We start from the raw sequence: 18,207 nt of genomic DNA, 5'->3' as shown, positions 1-18,207 counted from the left end.
ATGAATCGTCGTCATGCAATCCGTTCCCTGTGCTGTGCCGCTTTGGCGGTCACTGCGGTCAGCCTGAGCAGCACGCTGGTGGCGGCCGAGGAAGTGAAAATCGGTTTTCTGGTCAAGCAAGCGGAAGAGCCTTGGTTCCAGACCGAATGGGCGTTCGCCGAAAAGGCCGGGAAAGAGAAGGGCTTCACCCTGATCAAGATCGCCGTGCCTGATGGCGAGAAAACCCTCTCGGCCATCGACAGCCTCGCCGCTAACGGCGCCAAGGGCTTCGTGATTTGCCCGCCAGACGTGTCCCTGGGCCCGGCGATCATGGCCAAGGCCAAGCTCAACGGCTTGAAAGTGATTGCCGTCGATGACCGTTTCGTCGATGCCAGCGGCAAGTTCATGGAAGACGTGCCGTACCTCGGCATGGCGGCGTTCGAAGTCGGCCAGAAACAAGGCACCGCCATGGCCACTGAAGCGAAAAAACGCGGCTGGGACTGGAAAGACACCTACGCGGTGATCAACACCTACAACGAACTCGACACCGGCAAGAAACGCACCGACGGTTCGGTCAAGGCGCTGGAAGATGCCGGCATGCCGAAAGACCACATTCTGTTCTCGGCCCTGAAAACCCTCGACGTGCCGGGCAGCATGGACGCCACCAACTCGGCCTTGGTGAAACTGCCGGGTGCGGCGAAAAACCTGATCATCGGCGGGATGAACGACAACACCGTACTGGGCGGCGTGCGCGCCACCGAGGCTGCAGGCTTCGCTGCGGCGAACGTGATCGGCATCGGCATCAACGGCACCGACGCCATCGGCGAACTGAAGAAACCCAACAGCGGCTTCTATGGTTCGATGCTGCCAAGCCCGCACATCGAGGGCTACAACACGGCCGCGATGATCTACGACTGGGTTACGACCGGCAAAGAGCCAGCGAAGTACACCGCGATGGACGACGTGACGCTGATCACCCGCGACAACTTCAAGCAGGAACTGGAAAAGATCGGCCTGTGGAACTGAGGCTCGATTGATTTCATCGGCAGCCCCGGCAACGGGGTTGCCTGATCGGTGTGATGAGGTGGTTATGCACGCGCAAACACAAGTACAACAACACACTGCCGGTGGCAGCCTGCGCTTCAACGGCATCGGCAAGACGTTCCCCGGGGTGAAGGCGCTGGATGGCATCAGCTTCGTCGCCCATCCGGGCCAGGTTCATGCCTTGATGGGCGAGAACGGCGCCGGCAAGTCGACCCTGCTGAAAATCCTTGGTGGTGCCTACACCCCCAGTAGCGGCGATTTGCAGATCGGCGAGCAAACGAAGGTCTTCAAGTCCACGGCCGACAGCATCGGCAGCGGCGTCGCGGTGATCCACCAGGAACTGCACCTGGTGCCGGAAATGACCGTGGCGGAAAACCTGTTTCTCGGTCACTTGCCCGCCAGTTTCGGCCTGATCAATCGCGGCACCCTGCGTCAGCAAGCCCTGGCCTGCCTGAAGGGCCTGGCCGACGAAATCGACCCGCAAGAGAAAGTCGGGCGCCTGTCCCTCGGTCAGCGGCAATTGGTGGAAATCGCCAAAGCCTTGTCCCGAGGTGCCCATGTGATCGCCTTCGACGAGCCCACCAGCAGCCTGTCGGCGCGGGAGATCGATCGCTTGATGGCGATCATCGGTCGCCTGCGCGATGAGGGCAAAGTGGTGTTGTACGTTTCCCATCGCATGGAAGAAGTGTTCCGTATCTGCAACGCGGTGACCGTGTTCAAGGACGGCCGCTACGTGCGCACCTTCGAGGACATGAGCGAGCTGACCCACGACCAACTGGTCACCTGCATGGTCGGCCGCGACATCCAGGACATCTACGATTATCGCTCGCGCCCCCGTGGCGCGGTGGCGTTGAAGGTCGACGGCCTGCTTGGGCCAGGCCTGCGCGAACCGGTAAGTTTCGAGGCGCACAAAGGCGAGATTCTCGGCTTGTTCGGCCTTGTGGGTGCCGGTCGTACCGAGCTGTTTCGCATGCTCAGCGGCCTGGAGCGCAACACCGCCGGACGCCTTGAGCTGCGTGGCCATGAGCTGAAACTGCGCTCAACGCGCGACGCGATCGCCGCCGGCATTTTGCTGTGCCCGGAGGACCGCAAGAAGGAGGGCATCATGCCGCTCTCCAGCGTCGCCGAGAACATCAACATCAGCGCCCGTGGCGCCCATTCCACCTTCGGTTGCCTGTTGCGCGGCCTGTGGGAAAAGGGCAACGCCGACAAGCAGATCAAGGCGCTGAAAGTGAAGACGCCCAACGCGGCGCAAAAAATCATGTACCTGTCCGGCGGCAATCAGCAGAAGGCGATCCTCGGTCGTTGGCTGTCGATGCCGATGAAAGTCCTGCTGCTCGACGAACCCACCCGAGGCATCGACATCGGCGCCAAGGCCGAGATTTACCAGATCATCCATAACCTCGCGGCTGACGGTATTGCGGTGATCGTGGTGTCCAGCGACCTGATGGAAGTGATGGGCATTTCCGACCGCATCCTGGTGCTCTGTGAAGGCGCCATGCGCGGCGAACTGAGCCGCGAACAGGCCAATGAATCCAACCTGCTGCAACTGGCTTTGCCGCGCCACCGCGCTGACGGCGTGGCGAACTGAGAGGTGACTATGATGACAACCCAAAACGAAACCCTGCCGACTGTGCGCAAACCCCTGGACCTGCGGCGCTTTCTTGATGACTGGGTCATGCTGCTCGCCGCTGTCGGGATCTTCGTGCTCTGCACCTTGCTCATCGACAACTTCCTCTCACCGTTGAACATGCGTGGTCTGGGCCTGGCGATTTCCACCACCGGGATTGCCGCGTGCACCATGTTGTATTGCCTGGCGTCCGGGCATTTCGACTTGTCGGTGGGTTCGGTGATTGCCTGTGCCGGGGTGGTCGCGGCGGTGGTGATGCGCGACACCGACAGCGTGTTTCTCGGCGTCAGCGCGGCGCTGGTGATGGGCTTGATCGTCGGGCTGATCAACGGGATCGTGATTGCCAAGCTGCGGGTCAACGCGTTGATCACCACGCTGGCAACCATGCAGATCGTGCGCGGCCTGGCTTACATTTTTGCCAACGGCAAAGCGGTGGGTGTGTCCCAGGAATCGTTCTTCGTCTTCGGCAATGGCCAGTTGTTTGGCGTGCCGGTGCCGATCCTGATCACCATCGTCTGCTTCCTGTTCTTCGGCTGGCTGCTCAACTACACCACCTACGGGCGCAATACCATGGCCATCGGCGGCAACCAGGAAGCGGCACTGCTGGCGGGCGTTAACGTTGACCGGACCAAGATCATCATCTTCGCCGTGCATGGCGTGATCGGCGCGTTGGCGGGTGTGATCCTGGCGTCGCGCATGACGTCGGGCCAGCCAATGATCGGCCAGGGTTTCGAGCTGACAGTAATTTCGGCTTGTGTGTTGGGTGGCGTTTCGCTGAGCGGCGGGATCGGCATGATTCGGCATGTGATTGCCGGGGTGTTGATTCTGGCGATCATCGAGAATGCGATGAACCTGAAGAACATCGATACGTTTTATCAGTACGTGATTCGTGGTTCGATCTTGTTGCTGGCGGTGGTGATTGACCGTCTGAAACAGCGCTGACAGCTCATTAAGTGTGGGAGCGAGCCTGCTCGCGAAGGCATTGGCACATCCAGCATCAACGTGTCAGCAACACCGCTTTCGCGAGCAGGCTCGCTCCCACAGGGTGATTTTCAATCCCGCTCCTTCCGTCACCTTTCCATAAATATTCCTTGCCCGTCCCAGCCCGTTTCGGGTATCAATTTGTACATGATTAGACAGGTACGATTTGACAAGAAACAACGGGTGGTCGACGAGCTTATCCGGCGCATCGAAAGTGGCCTCATGGAGGACGGCTTTCATTTGCCGGGCGAGCATCAGTTGGCTGAAGAATTCAAAGTCAGCCGAGGCACTTTGCGTGAAGCCCTGGCCGAGTTGAAGCGGCGCAACTACATCGCGACGCAAAGCGGGGTCGGGTCCATCGTCACCTTCGACGGTGTGGCGCTCGACCAGCGCAGCGGCTGGGCCCAGGCCCTGGCCGACAGCGGGGCACTGGTCAATACCGAAGTGCTGCGGCTGGAGGCGGTGACCCGCCCGGACTTGCTGTCGCGCTTCGGCACCGATCAATTCATTACGCTCGACCGTCGCCGCCGCTCCAATGACGGCACGCTGGTGTCCCTCGAGCGCTCACTGATGCCCGCCAGCGGAGGCCTGGAAAGCCTGCCGCGTGTCGGCCTGATCGACAATTCCCTGACCATCACCCTGGCCGCGTACGGCTATATCGGTGAGCGCGGCGATCAATGGATCGGCGCCGAACCGTTGAACGCCGAAGACGCCGAGCTCTTGGGGCGTCCGGTCGGAACGGTGTTCCTCAAAGCCTTGCGTACAACCTACGACCGGCAAAACCGCTTCATGGAGCAAGTGGAAAGTTTGCTCGACCCTGTGCATTTCCGTCTGCACCTGCAATTTGGAACTTCAAAATGACCACGCTCAACCGTGCCCTGGGCGCGTTCTACGGCCTGGCGCTCGGCGATGCGCTGGGCATGCCGACCCAATCCCTGAGCCGCGCCGAGATCAAGGCGCGCTTTGGCGAAATCACCGATCTGCAAGAGGCCGGTCCCGATCAACCGATCGCCGCCAACATGCCCAAAGGCTCGATCACCGACGACACCGAGCAGGCGATCCTGGTCGGCCAGTTGTTGATCGATGGCAAGGGCTGGATCGAACCGGCGCTGCTCGCTCAACGGCTGATCGAATGGGAAGCGGTGATGCAGGCCAAGGGCTCGCAAGATCTACTCGGGCCTTCGACCAAACGCGCTATCGAAATGATCCTCGCTGGTCATTCGCCGGAGGAAGCGGGGCGCTACGGCACCACCAACGGCGCGGCGATGCGCATTACGCCGGTGGGGATTGCGGCGAATGTCTCCGATCCGCAGCGTTTCATTGCAGCGGTCGTGCAGGCCTGTCAGGTCACTCACAACACTACGTTGGGGATCTCCAGCGCGGCGGCGGTGGCGGCGGTCGTCTCGGCCGGGATCAATGGCATGGACCTCGGCGAAGCGTTGAACCTCGGCCAGCTAATCGCCCAGCAAGCCGAGAGCCATGGCCACTGGGTCGCTGGCGGCCGCATTGCTTCGCGCATCAGTTGGGCGCGCAGCATCAGCGTCGACAGCGACAAAGCGTTGCTCGCCGACTTGATGTACGACGTGATCGGCACATCGGTGGCTTCGCAAGAGTCGGTGGTGGTGTCGTTTGCCTTGGCCCAGCAAGTGGCCATCGGCGAGATGAACGCCTTCGAGGCGCTGTGCATGGCAGCGAGCCTGGGTGGCGACACTGACACCATCGCGGCGATTCTCGGTGCGATGCTCGGGGCTTGCCTGGGTCTTGAGAGTTGGCCGGTGGAGATGCTCGACACGGTCAAGGCTGTCAATGAACTGGAGCTGGAGCCGTTGGTGCAGGGGCTCTTGGCTTTGCGTTTATTGGATTGACGCCAACGCGAGCAAGCTTGCTCCTACAGGTGCGGTGTTCACTTCTCCTGTGGGAGCCAGCCTGCTGGCGATAGGCACACCTCGGATTTGAATTGATCACTCGCAATGGAGCGCTCAAACACGGCCAGGACGCCGGGCTGTTGTGTCGACTTCCGTATTTGCCCACAACCACAAAAATGGCAACAGGAGCATTTTTCATGAGTCCATCGAACGCCGGGCAGAGTGCCGGGCAACTGGAAACCCGCGGCATCGAACCGGTGCCGGAGGCCGAGTGTAACGGTCACCCATTGCAGCTGTTCTGGGTCTGGTTCGCCGCCAATATTTCCATCCTCGGCCTGCCGTTGGGCGCAACACTCGTGGCGTTTCGCGGCTTGGCGATCTGGCAGGCGATCATCGTCGCCATCCTCGGCGCCGCCGGTTCTTTTGCAGTGGTCGGGATCATCTCCATCGCCGGTCGCCGTGGCCGCGCGCCGAGCCTGACCCTGTCGCGGGCGATCTTCGGTGTACGTGGCAACATCGGCCCGACGCTGGTCTCGCTGATGTCGCGCCTGGGCTGGGAAACTGTTAACACCACCACAGCTGCGTTCGTCTTGCTGTCGTTGTGCTCGATCCTGTTCGGCTCGCCGGTGGAAGCCAAGAGCGCGCCGCTGCTGACCCTGGTGTTCATCGCGATTTTCGTACTGCTGACCTTGTCAGTATCTGGCCTCGGGCACGCCACCTTGTTGGTGATCCAGAAGTGGGCAACCTACGTGTTCGGCGCGCTGAACATCCTGGTTGGTGGCTTCCTCTGCGCCACCATCGACTGGAGCGCAGTGTTCAACGCCACGCCTGCGCCATTGAGCGCGATGATCATCGGCGTCGGCACCATGGCGGCCGGCACCGGGATCGGATGGGCCAACGCCGGCGCGGACATGTCGCGCTATCAACATCGCAGCGTCAAAGCCGTGCGCCTGGTGGCGTCCGCAGCGTTCGGTGCGGGGATACCGCTGGTACTGCTGATCACCCTTGGCGGCTTGCTGTCGGTGGGCAACAACGACCTGGCCCAAGCCACTGACCCGATCATTGACATTCGCGACATGCTGCCGACCTGGATGGCCGTGCCGTACCTGATTACCGCATTCGGCGGCTTGCTGCTGTCGAACAACCTGTCGGTGTATTCTGCCGGGCTGACCACGCTGACCCTCGGTTTGAAGGTCAAGCGCGTCTACGCCGTGGTGGTCGACATCGTGGCGATCTTCGCCGGCTCGATCTATTTCATGCTGATTGCCGACAGCTTCTACGGCCCGTTCATCACGTTCATTTCCTTGCTGGCGGTGCCGATCACCGCGTGGGTCGGCATCTTCGTGGTCGACCTGATTCACCGTCACTACTACAGCCCCAAGGATCTGCTGGACGTCAGCCCGAGCAGCGCCTACTGGTATCGCGGCGGCGTCGAATGGCGCGCGTTCGGTGCCTGGGCGGTGGCGATCGTACTTGGCTTCAGCTTCACCACCATCGGCACCACGGCAGAAAACGTCTGGTTCAAGGGCTTCCTGTCCGACTCGTGGCTGGGCCATAACGGCCTTGGCTGGATCGTGACCTTTGTGGTCGCCGGTGGCATTTATTTTGTACTCGGCGGGGCGAAGGATCGTCGCGCTGCGCTGACCGAGAATGCTCATGCCTAAGATGTTGCACACCGGCCAGGTCATCATCGACCTGGTCATGGCCGTGGATAAACTGCCGCAAGCGGGTGGCGACGTGCTGGCGCAATCCGCCAGTTTCGAAGCCGGCGGCGGGTTCAATGTGATGGCCGCTGCGCAGCGTAACGGGTTGCCGGTGGTTTACCTCGGTCGCCACGGCACTGGCCGTTTCGGTGACTTGGCCCGTGAGGCAATGAAAGCGGAGGGCATCCAGATCGGCGTCGCCAACCAGGCCGAGCGCGATACCGGGCTGTGCGTCGCCATCACCGACGCATCGGCCGAGCGCAGCTTCGTGTCCTACATCGGTGCAGAAGGCGAGTTGTCTGCTAAAGATCTGGCCAGTGTGCCGGCCGAGGCGGGGGATTATGTCTACGTCAGCGGCTACAGCCTGTTGCAGGTGGGCAAGGCACAGGCGCTGGTGGATTGGGTGTTGGCTTTGCCGAGCGGGATCAACGTGGTGTTCGATCCCGGACCGCTGGTGGATTCGCCGGATGCGCCGCTGTTGCAGGCGTTGTTGCCGCGCATCGACGTGTGGACCAGCAACAGCGTCGAAGCGCTGAAGATCACCGGCGCGCCGGACATCAATCAGGCGCTGGATCGGCTGGTCGGGTACCTGCCGCGCAACGTGCTCATGGTGGTGCGTGACGGGCCGCAGGGCTGCTGGATCAGTCAGGGTTCAGAGCGCAGGCATGTGCCGGGATTCAAGGTTGAGGCCGTGGACAGTAACGGTGCCGGTGATGCCCATGCCGGGGTGTTTGTCGCAGGATTGGCGCAGGGCTTGTCGGCGTTTGACGCGGCGCAACGGGCCAATGCGGCTGCGGCGTTGGCGGTGACCCGGTGGGGGCCGGCGACTTCGCCCGGGACTGCTGAGGTGGATCAGTTGATCCGCAAGACGAGCGGCGCCTGAACCATCGTTATCGCTAGCAAGCCAGCTCCTTCAGAGGTTCTGTGTACGACACAAATCCCTTGTAGGAGCGAGCCTGCTCGCGATAGGTCCATCAGCTTCAACACAATCGCGGACTCATGCCCGGCAATGTCTATCGCCGTCAGGCATCCAGCTTGCGCGCCGCTTCAACCCCGGCAGCGCTGAGCTTGATCGGCAGGTTCAGCGTGTGCTCGCCCGCTTCGTTGCATACCACGTGCCCATGTTGGATCAGCCCGCGTTCCTGCAAAGTGGCGAGGGTGCTGGCCACGACTTTCTCCCCCCGGTAATTGTCCAGGACCTCCTTGCCCAGGCCGCTGGGGTGGGCGTGCAGCAGACGGGTCAGGATTTCTTTTTCCAGGTTTTTATCGACGTTCATGGTTACCTCTTCATGGCGATGGATAGGTATTGCGGCGAATTACTGGCTGGCACCGCCTTCTGAGCCCGAACCACCCGTTGTGGTTTTCGAGCCCATGCCGGGGCCGGCGTTATCGGGTGTCTTGGTGTCCGGCAGATTCAAACCACCCTGACGGCCAGTGTCGTTGCCCTGAGTCCGTGGGTCGGTGCCGGTGGACGGCGGCAGGCTGTTGTCGACGCCCTCACCATCAGTGTTTATGCCAGGGGCACTTTGGATGGCAGGGGCTTTTGGGCTTTCGACCGGGTTGGTCGGGCCGGTGCCGGAGGCGGTGGTTGCAGCGAATGCGAGCGGGGACAGCAGGGCGGCGAGGGCGAGGGCGGTCAACCGGGACGAGATCATGGTGGTGTCTCCATTGATTTAGAGTCCTTACCTGATGTTGGTCCGCCCCGGTTTCGAATTGGTGCCTGATCAACGACGAACGGTTCAGGCCCGTTGCGGAGCCTTGGTTGTGCTGACCCGGCGCCAGATCAACCGGCCCACCGTGATCAGCCAGTTGAACAGCGCGACAGCGATTACGGTGAGCAGCAGCGTCGCCATGCCTTGTTCTACGATGATTTTTCCGGCGAGCAATGGAAAGCCAAACACGCCGATAAAGTACGACAGGCTGAACAGCAACAAGGATTGCGCGGTGGTGCCGTGCGGCGCTTCATTGGCGGCGAGACCGTTGATCACGGAGTATGTCAGGCCGTAGCCGATCCCGAGCAGCACCGCCGCGATCACGTAGCTGAAGCCATCATCGACCACGAAGCTGAACATCAGGATCGAACCCAGCATCAATCCCGACAGCAGGCAGGACGCACGCAACGGATCGCGCTTGACCACGAAGCCGGCGATCAACATACGACTGCTGATCGCCGCGCTCATGAAGCCCAGGAAGAACAGCGAATAATCGAGCGAGCGCGCCGCTGCGTAACTGGTCTGGAAACTCGACAGGCCACCGAAAACGCAACCGCCGAGGCCGACCATGATGATCGGAAACACCGCTTTGGACGACAGCACTTGGGCCGTTGCACGCCATGAAATCCTCGACATGGCAGTCGATTGCAGTGAAGCGTTTTTCAGCTGTCGATCAAGGCGCCAGAACAGCAGCACCCCAACCAGGCTGGCCAGCGCAGCAAGATAAAACGCCGCCGTCAGCGGATAACCAAGGGCGCTTGCGGCACGACCGAGCAAGGGGCCGCTGCCGATCCCGGTCATCATGCTGCCCGACAGCAACGCGAAGTATTTGGCCCGTTGCGCAGGCGTCACCAGGCTCGCGACGATGATCGGCCCGAGGGTATAGAAAACACCCCAACCTAGCCCGAGCAACAGCCCGAAAAAAAGCAACAAATGGCCGAAGCCCGGGGTCAAGGCGAAGCCCAGGCTGGCTATCACCAGCAAGGTGCCGAACAGCGCCACCGAGCGCGCGGCACCAAGCAAATCGGACAAGTGCCCGGATACAATTACTGCCGCAAAAGTGCTGAGCATCGCTGCCGAAATCACACTGCCGGCATCGTGTTCATTGCCGCCACGCGAGCCAATCAACAGCGACAGCAAAAAGGTCGAACCGTAGGACAACGAGAGCAAGTAGCTGGCGAGACAGAACAGGCCGAACAGTTTGCTGGAGACTGGTGTTGCAGAGGACATGACGCGGTTCCTTGACCCGATAAATACGCAGGTCATCTATCTAACATGCAAAGCGTCTATGTTAGGTCCGAGGTTCGCGATGCCAGGGTTAGCGCCGGGCGGAGTAAAGGCCAGGTAACTCCTGCTGTTAAAGGGCTTTTGTGGCGAGAGAGCCTGCTCCCGCTGGACTGCGAAGCAGTCCCAATAGATATCAAGCGCGCGGGGACTTAGTATGGCGTTTTCAACTTTTGACAAGGCATGTCCATGACGATCGAAATCCGCCCGGCGACCCCCAGTGATGCCCCGCAAATTCTTGCGTTCATCACCGAACTGGCCGACTACGAACGTGCTCGCCATGAAGTCATCGCCAGTGTCACCGACATCGAACGCAGCCTGTTCAGCGAAGGCGCTACCGCCCACGGTCTGATCTGTCTGCGCGAGGGCCTGCCGATCGGCTTCGCGGTGTTCTTTTTCAGCTACTCCACTTGGCTGGGCAGCAACTGCCTGTACCTCGAAGACCTCTACATCACCCCGGAACAGCGCGGCGGCGGTGCGGGTAAAACCCTGCTGCGGCACTTGGCGAAAATCGCCTGCGCCAATGATTGCGGGCGGTTTGAGTGGAGCGTCCTTGAGTGGAACACGCCGGCCATCGATTTCTATAAATCTCTGGGGGCGCAGCCGCAGGAAGAGTGGGTCCGTTATCGCATGGACGGCAAGGTACTTCGCGAGTTCGCCGACGGTAATTAAACCCTGATGTTTCGGCGTAAACCCGTACTGTAGGAGCTGGCTTGCCAGCGATGGCTGACTCAAGCGCAACGCAGTGCTTGAGGGCCGATCGCCAGCAAGCCGGCTCCTACCGTTGTTTTTAAATATCGCAGAGATCGACGTCTGCGATTTTTTTTGCCTGCTATCAATTCATCCCAATATATGGGAGTGATATTTATATATTGAGATTTTCTCGCGCCAGGGTTTATAGTCCCGCTCACTCACTGCCAAAAAACAGAACAGGTGAAGCGATGCGGGCGCAATTGATCGCGCTGGATTGGGGGACAACCTCATTACGTGCTTATAAACTTGCCGAAGGTGGCCAGGTGCTCGAACAGCGTTCGCTGTCGTCGGGGATCATGCAGCTGCCCAAGGCGCCACGAATCATCGCGGGTCGGGAATGCATCGACGGATTTGAACTGGCCTTCGATGAAGCCTGCGGCGATTGGCTCGATGAACAACCCGACTTGCCGGTGATTGCCTGCGGCATGGTCGGCAGCGCCCAAGGCTGGCGCGAAGCCGCCTACTGCGATACACCGGCAAACGTCGCCAATCTCGGAAATTCCCTACAAACCGTTCGCAGTCTTCGCGGTGTCGACGTGCACATCGTGCCGGGCGTGATTCAACGCTCGCGCCTGCCAAACGTAATGCGCGGCGAAGAAACCCAAGTGCTCGGTGTGCTGCAAAGTCTATCGAGCGAGGCGGGTGCTGACGTATTGATCGGTCTGCCGGGCAGCCATTCGAAATGGGTGGAAGTGACCGACGGCTGCATCGTCCATTTCGAAACCTTCATGACCGGCGAAGTCTTCGCCGTGCTCAGCGAACACAGTATTTTGGGTCGTACCCAGCAGCGCGGCGGATCGTTCGATGGCGAAGCCTTCGATCGCGGCGTGCAAGTGGCTTTGTCGGCGGACGGCGAGATCGGCGTGTTGTCGACCTTGTTCAGTGCCCGCAGCCTGGGCCTGACCGGTGAACTGAGCGCCACGGCGCAACCGGATTATCTATCCGGCCTGATGATCGGCCACGAACTGTCGGCCCTGGCCAGCGATCAGCGCCGTCGACGCAACAGTGTGCATCTGCCGTCGATCATCCTGATCGGCAACTCCCAACTCTGTTCGCGTTATAGCCGCGCCCTCGATGCCTGTGGTTTTGCGCAGATAACCCTGGCCGAGCAGGCCACCGAACGCGGGTTGTGGCAACTGGCACTAGCCGCCGGCCTGATTACGCCCAACCCATCCCGTTAAACCTGACTGGAGTCCTGACATGCTCAAACAAGCACTGGCGCAAAACGGTCTGATCGCGATCCTGCGCGGCCTGCGTCCGCAAGAAGCAGCGGCTATCGGCGAAGTCCTGTACGCCGCCGGATTTCGCGTCATCGAAGTACCGCTCAATTCCCCTGAGCCGTACGAAAGTATCCGCATCCTGCGCAGTACCTTGCCCGCCGATTGCCTGATCGGTGCCGGCACGGTGCTGACGCCGCAGCAGGTTGAACAGGTGAAAGCGGCGGGCGGTCAGGTGATTGTCATGCCCCACAGCGATCCCAAGGTATTGCGCGCGGCGAAGGCTGCCGGGCTGTTCCTGTCGCCGGGTGTCGCCACGCCGACCGAAGCCTTCGCGGCCCTGGCCGAAGGCGCGGATGTACTGAAGATGTTCCCGGCCGAGCAGATGGGCCCGGCCGTCGTTAAAGCCTGGCTCGCGGTACTGCCGGCGGGAACGATCCTGGCGCCGGTCGGCGGGATCACGCCGGAAAACATGCAGGTATTTATCGATGCTGGCGTCAAAGGTTTCGGCCTCGGTTCCGGTCTGTTCAAACCGGGCATGACCCCGGAGCAAGTGGCGGCCAAAGCCAAGGCCTACGTCGCTGCCTGGAAAGCCCTCCGCTAAGACTTTTTTGGCGCTGCGAGCGCTGCATCTAACAAGAGAGACAATCAGATGAAAATCACCAAACTGACCACCTTCATCGTTCCGCCGCGCTGGTGCTTCCTCAAGGTAGAAACCGACGAGGGCGTCACCGGTTGGGGCGAGCCTGTGGTCGAAGGTCGTGCTCATACCGTGGCTGCTGCCGTTGAAGAATTGTCCGACTACCTGATCGGCAAAGACCCACGCAACATCGAAGACATCTGGACCGTGCTGTATCGCGGCGGCTTCTACCGTGGCGGCGCGATCCACATGAGCGCCCTGGCCGGTATCGACCAGGCGTTGTGGGACATCAAGGGCAAGGCGCTGGGCGTCTCGGTCAGCGACCTGCTCGGTGGTCAGGTGCGCGACAAGATCCGCGTGTATTCATGGATTGGCGGCGACCGCCCGGCAGACACCGCGCGCGCAGCGAAAGAGGCTGTAAGCCGTGGTTTCACAGCCGTGAAAATGAACGGCACCGAAGAGCTGCAGTTTCTCGACACCTTCGAGAAAGTCGACCTGGCCCTGGCCAACGTCGCCGCCGTGCGTGACGCGGTCGGCCCGAACGTCGGCATCGGCGTTGACTTCCACGGTCGGGTGCACAAGCCGATGGCCAAGGTTCTGATGAAGGAACTCGACCCGTACAAACTGATGTTCATCGAAGAGCCGGTGCTCAGCGAAAACTACGAAGCGCTGAAGGAACTGGCACCGCTGACCAGCACGCCGATTGCCTTGGGCGAGCGTTTGTTCTCGCGCTGGGATTTCAAGCGCGTGCTCAGCGAAGGCTATGTCGACATCATCCAGCCCGATGCCTCCCACGCCGGCGGCATCACCGAGACCCGCAAGATCGCCAACATGGCCGAAGCCTACGACGTGGCACTCGCGCTGCACTGCCCGTTGGGCCCGATTGCCTTGGCGGCGTGCCTGCAACTCGACGCGGTTTGCTACAACGCGTTCATCCAGGAGCAGAGCCTGGGCATCCATTACAACGAGAGCAACGATCTGCTCGACTACGTGAAGGACCCACGCGTATTCGACTACGACAAAGGCTTCGTGAAAATCCCGAACGGGCCGGGCCTGGGCATCGAGATCAACGAGGAATACGTGATCGAACGCGCCGCCGTCGGCCACCGCTGGCGTAACCCGATCTGGCGCCATGCCGATGGCAGTTTCGCCGAGTGGTGAGTGATCTCTGACCCACGACAAATCCCCTGTAGGAGCTGGCTTGCCAGCGATAGCGTCCTGTCAGTCACATCAATGCCGGATGTGATGCCGCCATCGCCAGCAAGCCGGCTCCTACAGGGGAGCGTCAACCTTAAAAACGACCTCAATAAACATAAAAAGAGGCACTCCTCATGCAACCGCAAACCCTCACCGGGCAGGCATCGTTGGTGACGCCCAGCCGTAAGCGGTTTTTCATCATGGTCCTGTTGTTCATCACCGTGGTGATCAACTACCTGGACCGCAGCAACCTGTCGATTGCCGCCCCGGCGCTCACGAGTGAGCTGGGCATCGACCCGATCCACGTCGGCCTGATTTTTTCCGCGTTCGGCTGGACCTACGCCGCCATGCAAATCCCCGGCGGCTGGCTGGTGGACCGCGTTCCGCCGCGCATCCTCTACACCGCTGCGCTGTTGCTGTGGTCGATAGCCACGGTGATGCTCGGCTTCGCCGGCAGTTTCATCGCGTTGTTCGTCCTGCGCATGGCGGTCGGTGCCCTCGAAGCACCGGCCTATCCGATCAACAGCCGCGTAGTGACAACCTGGTTCCCCGAGCGCGAGCGAGCCACCGCCATCGGTTTCTACACTTCCGGGCAATTTGTCGGCCTGGCGTTCCTGACGCCGGTATTGGCCTGGCTCCAGCATGAATTCGGCTGGCACATGGTGTTCGTCGCGACTGGCGCGGTGGGCATTCTCTGGGCGGCGATCTGGTACGCGGTGTATCGCGAACCGCGTGATTTCAAAGGCGCCAACGAAGCTGAAATCGAGCTGATCCGCGAAGGCGGCGGGCTGGTGGATATCCAGGCCGAACAAGCCAAGGTCAAAGCCAAATTCAGCTGGACTGACCTCGGGATTGTCCTGACCAAACGCAAACTCTGGGGCATCTACCTCGGCCAGTTTTGCCTCAACTCGACGCTGTGGTTTTTCCTGACGTGGTTCCCGACGTACCTGGTGAAATATCGCGGCATGGACTTCATCAAGTCCGGTTTGCTGGCGTCGCTGCCATTTCTCGCGGCGTTCGTCGGCGTACTGTGCTCCGGGTTCTTTTCGGACTTCCTGATCCGTCGCGGCTACACCGTCGGTTTCGCCCGCAAGTTGCCGATCATCAGCGGTTTGCTGATTTCCACCTCGATCATTGGCGCCAACTTTGTCGAGTCGACGCCGCTGGTGATTGCCTTCCTCGCATTGGCCTTCTTCGGCAACGGCTTGGCGTCGATCACGTGGTCGCTGGTTTCCACGCTGGCACCGGCACGTTTGCTGGGACTGACTGGCGGTGTGTTCAATTTCATCGGCAACCTGTCGGCTATCGCCACGCCCATCGTCATCGGTTTCCTCGCCAGCGGTGATTCGTTTGCCCCGGCGATTACCTATATCTCGGTTCTGGCGTTGATCGGTGCGCTTTCCTACATCTTGCTGGTCGGCAAGGTCGAGCGTATCAAGTTGTAGTCGCGGCATGCGGGCGACCATAATGCCGCCCGTTCACTCGCACAACGGTAAAGGCTGGATATGCAGGAAGACGCCCCAAAAAACGCCAAGGACGCCGCGCCCACCGGCACCCAGACACTGCTTCGTGGCCTGGGTGTGGTTCAGGCCGTCGCCAGTGGCGCCCGCGATCTCAAGGAAATCGCCCGGTTGATCGGTACCACACGCAGCACCACCCATCGTCTGGCCAGTTGCCTGGTAGATGAGCGTTATCTACGGGTGGTGCCGCAAGTCGGTTATCTGTTGGGGCCGAAGCTGATCGAGTTGGGATTTCAAGCGCGCGAGGAATTGCCGCTGGTGACCCTGGCCGGGCCGTATCTGGACGAGTTGTCGGCGTTGACCGGCGACACCATTCACCTGGCGATCCGTGAAGGCGACGAAGTGCTGTACCTGCACAAGAACCCGGGGCGCAATGGCCCGGAAATGCGTTCGCGGGTCGGCCATCGCATGCCGTTGGCGCGCACCGGGATCGGCAAGGCGCTGATGCTCGATGACACGCCGCAAGAGTGGCAGCGGCTGTACGAAGTCAGCCTGCCGGCGGGTGGGAAAAATCTGTTCTGGCCGCAGCACCCGGAGCAATCCTGGGAGCAATTTCAGCAGCGCATGATCGAGTACGTGGCCGGCGGTTATGCCTTCGACCTGGAAGACAACGAACCGTCGATCCGCTGCGTGGCGGCGCCGATTCGCGATGCCAGTAAACGCATCGTTGCCGGCATCAGTATCGCCAGCACCGTGCCCTATATGCCGCTGGAAAAAATGGCCGAGCTGATTCCCCTGATCAAAGGCGTGACAGCGCGGTTGTCGGCGGAGTTGGGCCTGAAGGTCTGACACGTAGGAGCCGGTTTGCTGGCGATCGCGGTGTGTCAGTCGACGTCAATGTTGGGTGATAAACCGTCATCGCTGGCAAGCCAGCTCCTACCGGGTGCCGATGTGATGCCCTGAATTGCAGGCAACAAAAAGGCCCCCATTCGGGAGCCTCGTTGTTCAGGCGTTCGGCTTACATGTTCGGGTAAGTCGGGCCGCCAGCGCCTTCCGGCGTCACCCAGGTAATGTTTTGTGCAGGGTCCTTGATGTCGCAGGTCTTGCAGTGAACGCAGTTCTGGGCGTTGATCTGGAAGCGCTTCTCACCGTCTTCCTTGGTGATCACTTCGTATACGCCGGCCGGGCAGTAACGCTGGGCAGGCTCATCGTACAGTGGCAGGTTCTTGCTGATCGGGATGCTCGGGTCGGTCAGCTTCAGGTGGCACGGTTGCTCTTCTTCATGGTTGGTACCAGAGATGAACACCGAGCTGAGTTTGTCGAAGCTGATCTTGCCGTCCGGTTTCGGGTAGTCAATCTTCTTGCAGTCGGCCGCCAGTTTCAGGCACGCGTAATCCGGCTTGGTGTCGTGCAGGGTGAACGGCAGTTTGCCGCCGAAGATGTTCTGGTCGAGCCAGTTGAAACCACCACCAACGATCGCGCCGAACTTGTGGATCGCCGGACCGAAGTTACGGCTGGCGAACAGTTCTTCGTGGAGCCAGCTGTTCTTGAAGGCGTCGACGTAAGAGGTCAACTCTTCGGTGCCGTCCTTGTCGGCGAACAGTGCGTCAGCCACTGATTCAGCAGCCAGCATGCCGGACTTCATCGCGGTGTGGCTGCCTTTGATCTTGGCAAAGTTCAGGGTGCCGAGGTCGCAACCGATCAGCGCGCCGCCCTTGAAGACCATTTTCGGCAGCGAGTTCAGGCCGCCCTTGCAGATGGCGCGGGCGCCGTAGCTGATGCGCTTGCCGCCTTCCAGGTATTGCTTGAGCACCGGGTGATGCTTGAGGCGCTGGAACTCGTCGAACGGCGAGAGATACGTGTTGCTGTAGGACAGATCGACGATCAGGCCCACTACAACCTGGTTGTTTTCCAGGTGATAGAGGAACGAGCCCCCGGTGTTCTCGGTGCCCATGATGTCCATCGGCCAACCGGCGGTGTGCACCACCAGGCCTGGTTGATGTTTGGCCGGGTCGACTTCCCAGATTTCTTTCAGGCCGATGCCGTAGTGCTGGGCATCAGCGTCAGTGTCCAGGTTGAAGCGCTTGATCAGTTGCTTGCCGATGTGGCCACGGCAGCCTTCGGCGAACAGCGTGTATTTGCCACGCAGTTCCATGCCTGGGGTGTAGAGGCCTTCTTTCGGATGACCTTCGCGGTCAACGCCCAGGTCACCGGTGATGATCCCGCGCACAACGCCGTTTTCGTCGAACAGCGCTTCCTGGGCGGCGAAGCCCGGGTAGATTTCCACACCCAGGTTCTCGGCCTGTTGGGCCAGCCAGCGGCACAGGTTGCCCAGGGAGATGATGTAGTTGCCTTCGTTGTGCATGGTCTTGGGCACAAAGAAGTCAGGAATTTTCTGCGCGCTTTCGGCGTTTTTCAGCACGAAGATGTCATCGCGGGTGACCGGTGTGTTCAGCGGCGCGCCGAGTTCTTTCCAGTCTGGGAACAATTCGTTCAGGGCCCGTGGTTCGAACACGGCACCGGACAAGATGTGAGCACCGACTTCGGAGCCTTTTTCGACCACGCAGACGCTGATTTCCTTACCGGCTTCGGCGGCCTTCTGCTTCAATCGGCAGGCGGCGGAAAGACCAGCGGGGCCGGCACCGACGATGACCACGTCGAATTCCATGTATTCGCGTTCCACAGGCTATCTCCTACTCAAGGCTCAACAGTTTTTTTCTAATTTTGGAGGTTGGGTGTCGC

General features: G+C 60.7%; 17 protein-coding genes. 13 read left to right on the top strand and 4 right to left on the bottom strand.

The window, feature by feature from the left end:
• From ABVN21_RS16175 to ABVN21_RS16145, 7 genes are all read left to right on the top strand, one after another.
• Positions 1 to 1,005, top strand: a complete 1,005-nt coding sequence (locus ABVN21_RS16175) for a substrate-binding domain-containing protein (protein WP_339555644.1) — start codon at positions 1 to 3, stop codon at positions 1,003 to 1,005.
• A gap of 64 nt (positions 1,006 to 1,069) precedes the next feature.
• Positions 1,070 to 2,614, top strand: a complete 1,545-nt coding sequence (araG, locus tag ABVN21_RS16170) for an L-arabinose ABC transporter ATP-binding protein AraG (protein WP_339555645.1) — start codon at positions 1,070 to 1,072, stop codon at positions 2,612 to 2,614.
• Between the two features lie 12 nt (positions 2,615 to 2,626).
• Positions 2,627 to 3,595 (top strand): L-arabinose ABC transporter permease AraH, encoded by a 969-nt coding sequence (gene araH / locus ABVN21_RS16165; protein ID WP_339555646.1) that lies wholly within the window; start codon positions 2,627 to 2,629, stop codon positions 3,593 to 3,595.
• 186 nt (positions 3,596 to 3,781) lie between these two features.
• Entirely contained in the window at positions 3,782 to 4,495 is a 714-nt protein-coding gene (locus ABVN21_RS16160) for a GntR family transcriptional regulator (protein WP_339555647.1), read from the top strand.
• Positions 4,492 to 5,499, top strand: coding sequence for an ADP-ribosylglycohydrolase family protein (locus ABVN21_RS16155; protein ID WP_339555648.1), 1,008 nt, complete (start codon positions 4,492 to 4,494; stop codon positions 5,497 to 5,499). Before ABVN21_RS16160 ends, ABVN21_RS16155 begins: the two co-directional genes overlap by 4 nt.
• A gap of 197 nt (positions 5,500 to 5,696) precedes the next feature.
• Entirely contained in the window at positions 5,697 to 7,163 is a 1,467-nt protein-coding gene (locus tag ABVN21_RS16150) for a cytosine permease (RefSeq protein ID WP_339555649.1), read from the top strand.
• On the top strand, positions 7,156 to 8,085 hold the full coding sequence (locus ABVN21_RS16145) for a PfkB family carbohydrate kinase (RefSeq protein WP_339555650.1): 930 nt from the start codon (positions 7,156 to 7,158) through the stop codon (positions 8,083 to 8,085). The genes ABVN21_RS16150 and ABVN21_RS16145 overlap by 8 nt, the downstream gene beginning before the upstream one ends.
• Positions 8,086 to 8,224: 139 nt before the next feature.
• Here the strand turns inward: ABVN21_RS16145 and ABVN21_RS16140 are convergent, their stop codons facing one another.
• From ABVN21_RS16140 to ABVN21_RS16130, 3 genes are all read right to left on the bottom strand, one after another.
• Positions 8,225 to 8,479, bottom strand: a complete 255-nt coding sequence (locus tag ABVN21_RS16140; protein WP_339555651.1) for a hypothetical protein — start codon at positions 8,477 to 8,479, stop codon at positions 8,225 to 8,227.
• A gap of 39 nt (positions 8,480 to 8,518) precedes the next feature.
• Entirely contained in the window at positions 8,519 to 8,857 is a 339-nt protein-coding gene (locus tag ABVN21_RS16135) for a hypothetical protein (protein ID WP_339555652.1), read from the bottom strand.
• Positions 8,858 to 8,941: 84 nt separating this feature from the next.
• Complete coding sequence (locus tag ABVN21_RS16130) at positions 8,942 to 10,144, bottom strand: MFS transporter (RefSeq protein WP_339555653.1); 1,203 nt, start codon at positions 10,142 to 10,144, stop codon at positions 8,942 to 8,944.
• A 243-nt stretch (positions 10,145 to 10,387) separates the two neighbouring features.
• Between ABVN21_RS16130 and ABVN21_RS16125 the strand changes: the two genes are divergently transcribed.
• The 6 genes from ABVN21_RS16125 to ABVN21_RS16100 all read left to right on the top strand — a co-directional run bounded on the left by ABVN21_RS16125 (position 10,388) and on the right by ABVN21_RS16100 (position 16,314).
• Complete coding sequence (locus ABVN21_RS16125) at positions 10,388 to 10,870, top strand: GNAT family N-acetyltransferase (RefSeq protein ID WP_150732357.1); 483 nt, start codon at positions 10,388 to 10,390, stop codon at positions 10,868 to 10,870.
• A 269-nt stretch (positions 10,871 to 11,139) separates the two neighbouring features.
• Positions 11,140 to 12,132: a 2-dehydro-3-deoxygalactonokinase gene (locus ABVN21_RS16120; RefSeq protein ID WP_339555654.1), complete on the top strand. Its 993-nt coding sequence runs from the start codon at positions 11,140 to 11,142 to the stop codon at positions 12,130 to 12,132.
• 19 nt (positions 12,133 to 12,151) lie between these two features.
• On the top strand, positions 12,152 to 12,772 hold the full coding sequence (locus ABVN21_RS16115) for a 2-dehydro-3-deoxy-6-phosphogalactonate aldolase (RefSeq protein ID WP_339555655.1): 621 nt from the start codon (positions 12,152 to 12,154) through the stop codon (positions 12,770 to 12,772).
• 48 nt (positions 12,773 to 12,820) lie between these two features.
• Entirely contained in the window at positions 12,821 to 13,969 is a 1,149-nt protein-coding gene (dgoD, locus tag ABVN21_RS16110) for a galactonate dehydratase (RefSeq protein WP_008085519.1), read from the top strand.
• A 170-nt stretch (positions 13,970 to 14,139) separates the two neighbouring features.
• On the top strand, positions 14,140 to 15,450 hold the full coding sequence (locus ABVN21_RS16105; protein WP_339555656.1) for an MFS transporter: 1,311 nt from the start codon (positions 14,140 to 14,142) through the stop codon (positions 15,448 to 15,450).
• A gap of 60 nt (positions 15,451 to 15,510) precedes the next feature.
• Positions 15,511 to 16,314, top strand: coding sequence for an IclR family transcriptional regulator (locus ABVN21_RS16100; protein ID WP_339555657.1), 804 nt, complete (start codon positions 15,511 to 15,513; stop codon positions 16,312 to 16,314).
• Positions 16,315 to 16,483: 169 nt separating this feature from the next.
• Here the strand turns inward: ABVN21_RS16100 and ABVN21_RS16095 are convergent, their stop codons facing one another.
• Positions 16,484 to 18,148, bottom strand: a complete 1,665-nt coding sequence (locus ABVN21_RS16095; RefSeq protein ID WP_339555658.1) for an electron transfer flavoprotein-ubiquinone oxidoreductase — start codon at positions 18,146 to 18,148, stop codon at positions 16,484 to 16,486.
• Positions 18,149 to 18,207: the final 59 nt, after the last annotated feature.

This window comes from Pseudomonas sp. MYb327 (assembly GCF_040438925.1).
Lineage (GTDB): Bacteria > Pseudomonadota > Gammaproteobacteria > Pseudomonadales > Pseudomonadaceae > Aquipseudomonas.
This window is presented reverse-complemented; position numbering and strand designations above follow the sequence as displayed.

Coding starts and splice junctions, on each gene's coding strand:
- ABVN21_RS16175 (WP_339555644.1), top strand. CDS start 1: ATGAATCGTCGTCATGCAATCCGTTCCCTGTGCTGTGCCGCTTTGGCG.
- araG (WP_339555645.1), top strand. CDS start 1,070: ATGCACGCGCAAACACAAGTACAACAACACACTGCCGGTGGCAGCCTG.
- araH (WP_339555646.1), top strand. CDS start 2,627: ATGACAACCCAAAACGAAACCCTGCCGACTGTGCGCAAACCCCTGGAC.
- ABVN21_RS16160 (WP_339555647.1), top strand. CDS start 3,782: ATGATTAGACAGGTACGATTTGACAAGAAACAACGGGTGGTCGACGAG.
- ABVN21_RS16155 (WP_339555648.1), top strand. CDS start 4,492: ATGACCACGCTCAACCGTGCCCTGGGCGCGTTCTACGGCCTGGCGCTC.
- ABVN21_RS16150 (WP_339555649.1), top strand. CDS start 5,697: ATGAGTCCATCGAACGCCGGGCAGAGTGCCGGGCAACTGGAAACCCGC.
- ABVN21_RS16145 (WP_339555650.1), top strand. CDS start 7,156: ATGCCTAAGATGTTGCACACCGGCCAGGTCATCATCGACCTGGTCATG.
- ABVN21_RS16140 (WP_339555651.1), bottom strand. CDS start 8,479: ATGAACGTCGATAAAAACCTGGAAAAAGAAATCCTGACCCGTCTGCTG.
- ABVN21_RS16135 (WP_339555652.1), bottom strand. CDS start 8,857: ATGATCTCGTCCCGGTTGACCGCCCTCGCCCTCGCCGCCCTGCTGTCC.
- ABVN21_RS16130 (WP_339555653.1), bottom strand. CDS start 10,144: ATGTCCTCTGCAACACCAGTCTCCAGCAAACTGTTCGGCCTGTTCTGT.
- ABVN21_RS16125 (WP_150732357.1), top strand. CDS start 10,388: ATGACGATCGAAATCCGCCCGGCGACCCCCAGTGATGCCCCGCAAATT.
- ABVN21_RS16120 (WP_339555654.1), top strand. CDS start 11,140: ATGCGGGCGCAATTGATCGCGCTGGATTGGGGGACAACCTCATTACGT.
- ABVN21_RS16115 (WP_339555655.1), top strand. CDS start 12,152: ATGCTCAAACAAGCACTGGCGCAAAACGGTCTGATCGCGATCCTGCGC.
- dgoD (WP_008085519.1), top strand. CDS start 12,821: ATGAAAATCACCAAACTGACCACCTTCATCGTTCCGCCGCGCTGGTGC.
- ABVN21_RS16105 (WP_339555656.1), top strand. CDS start 14,140: ATGCAACCGCAAACCCTCACCGGGCAGGCATCGTTGGTGACGCCCAGC.
- ABVN21_RS16100 (WP_339555657.1), top strand. CDS start 15,511: ATGCAGGAAGACGCCCCAAAAAACGCCAAGGACGCCGCGCCCACCGGC.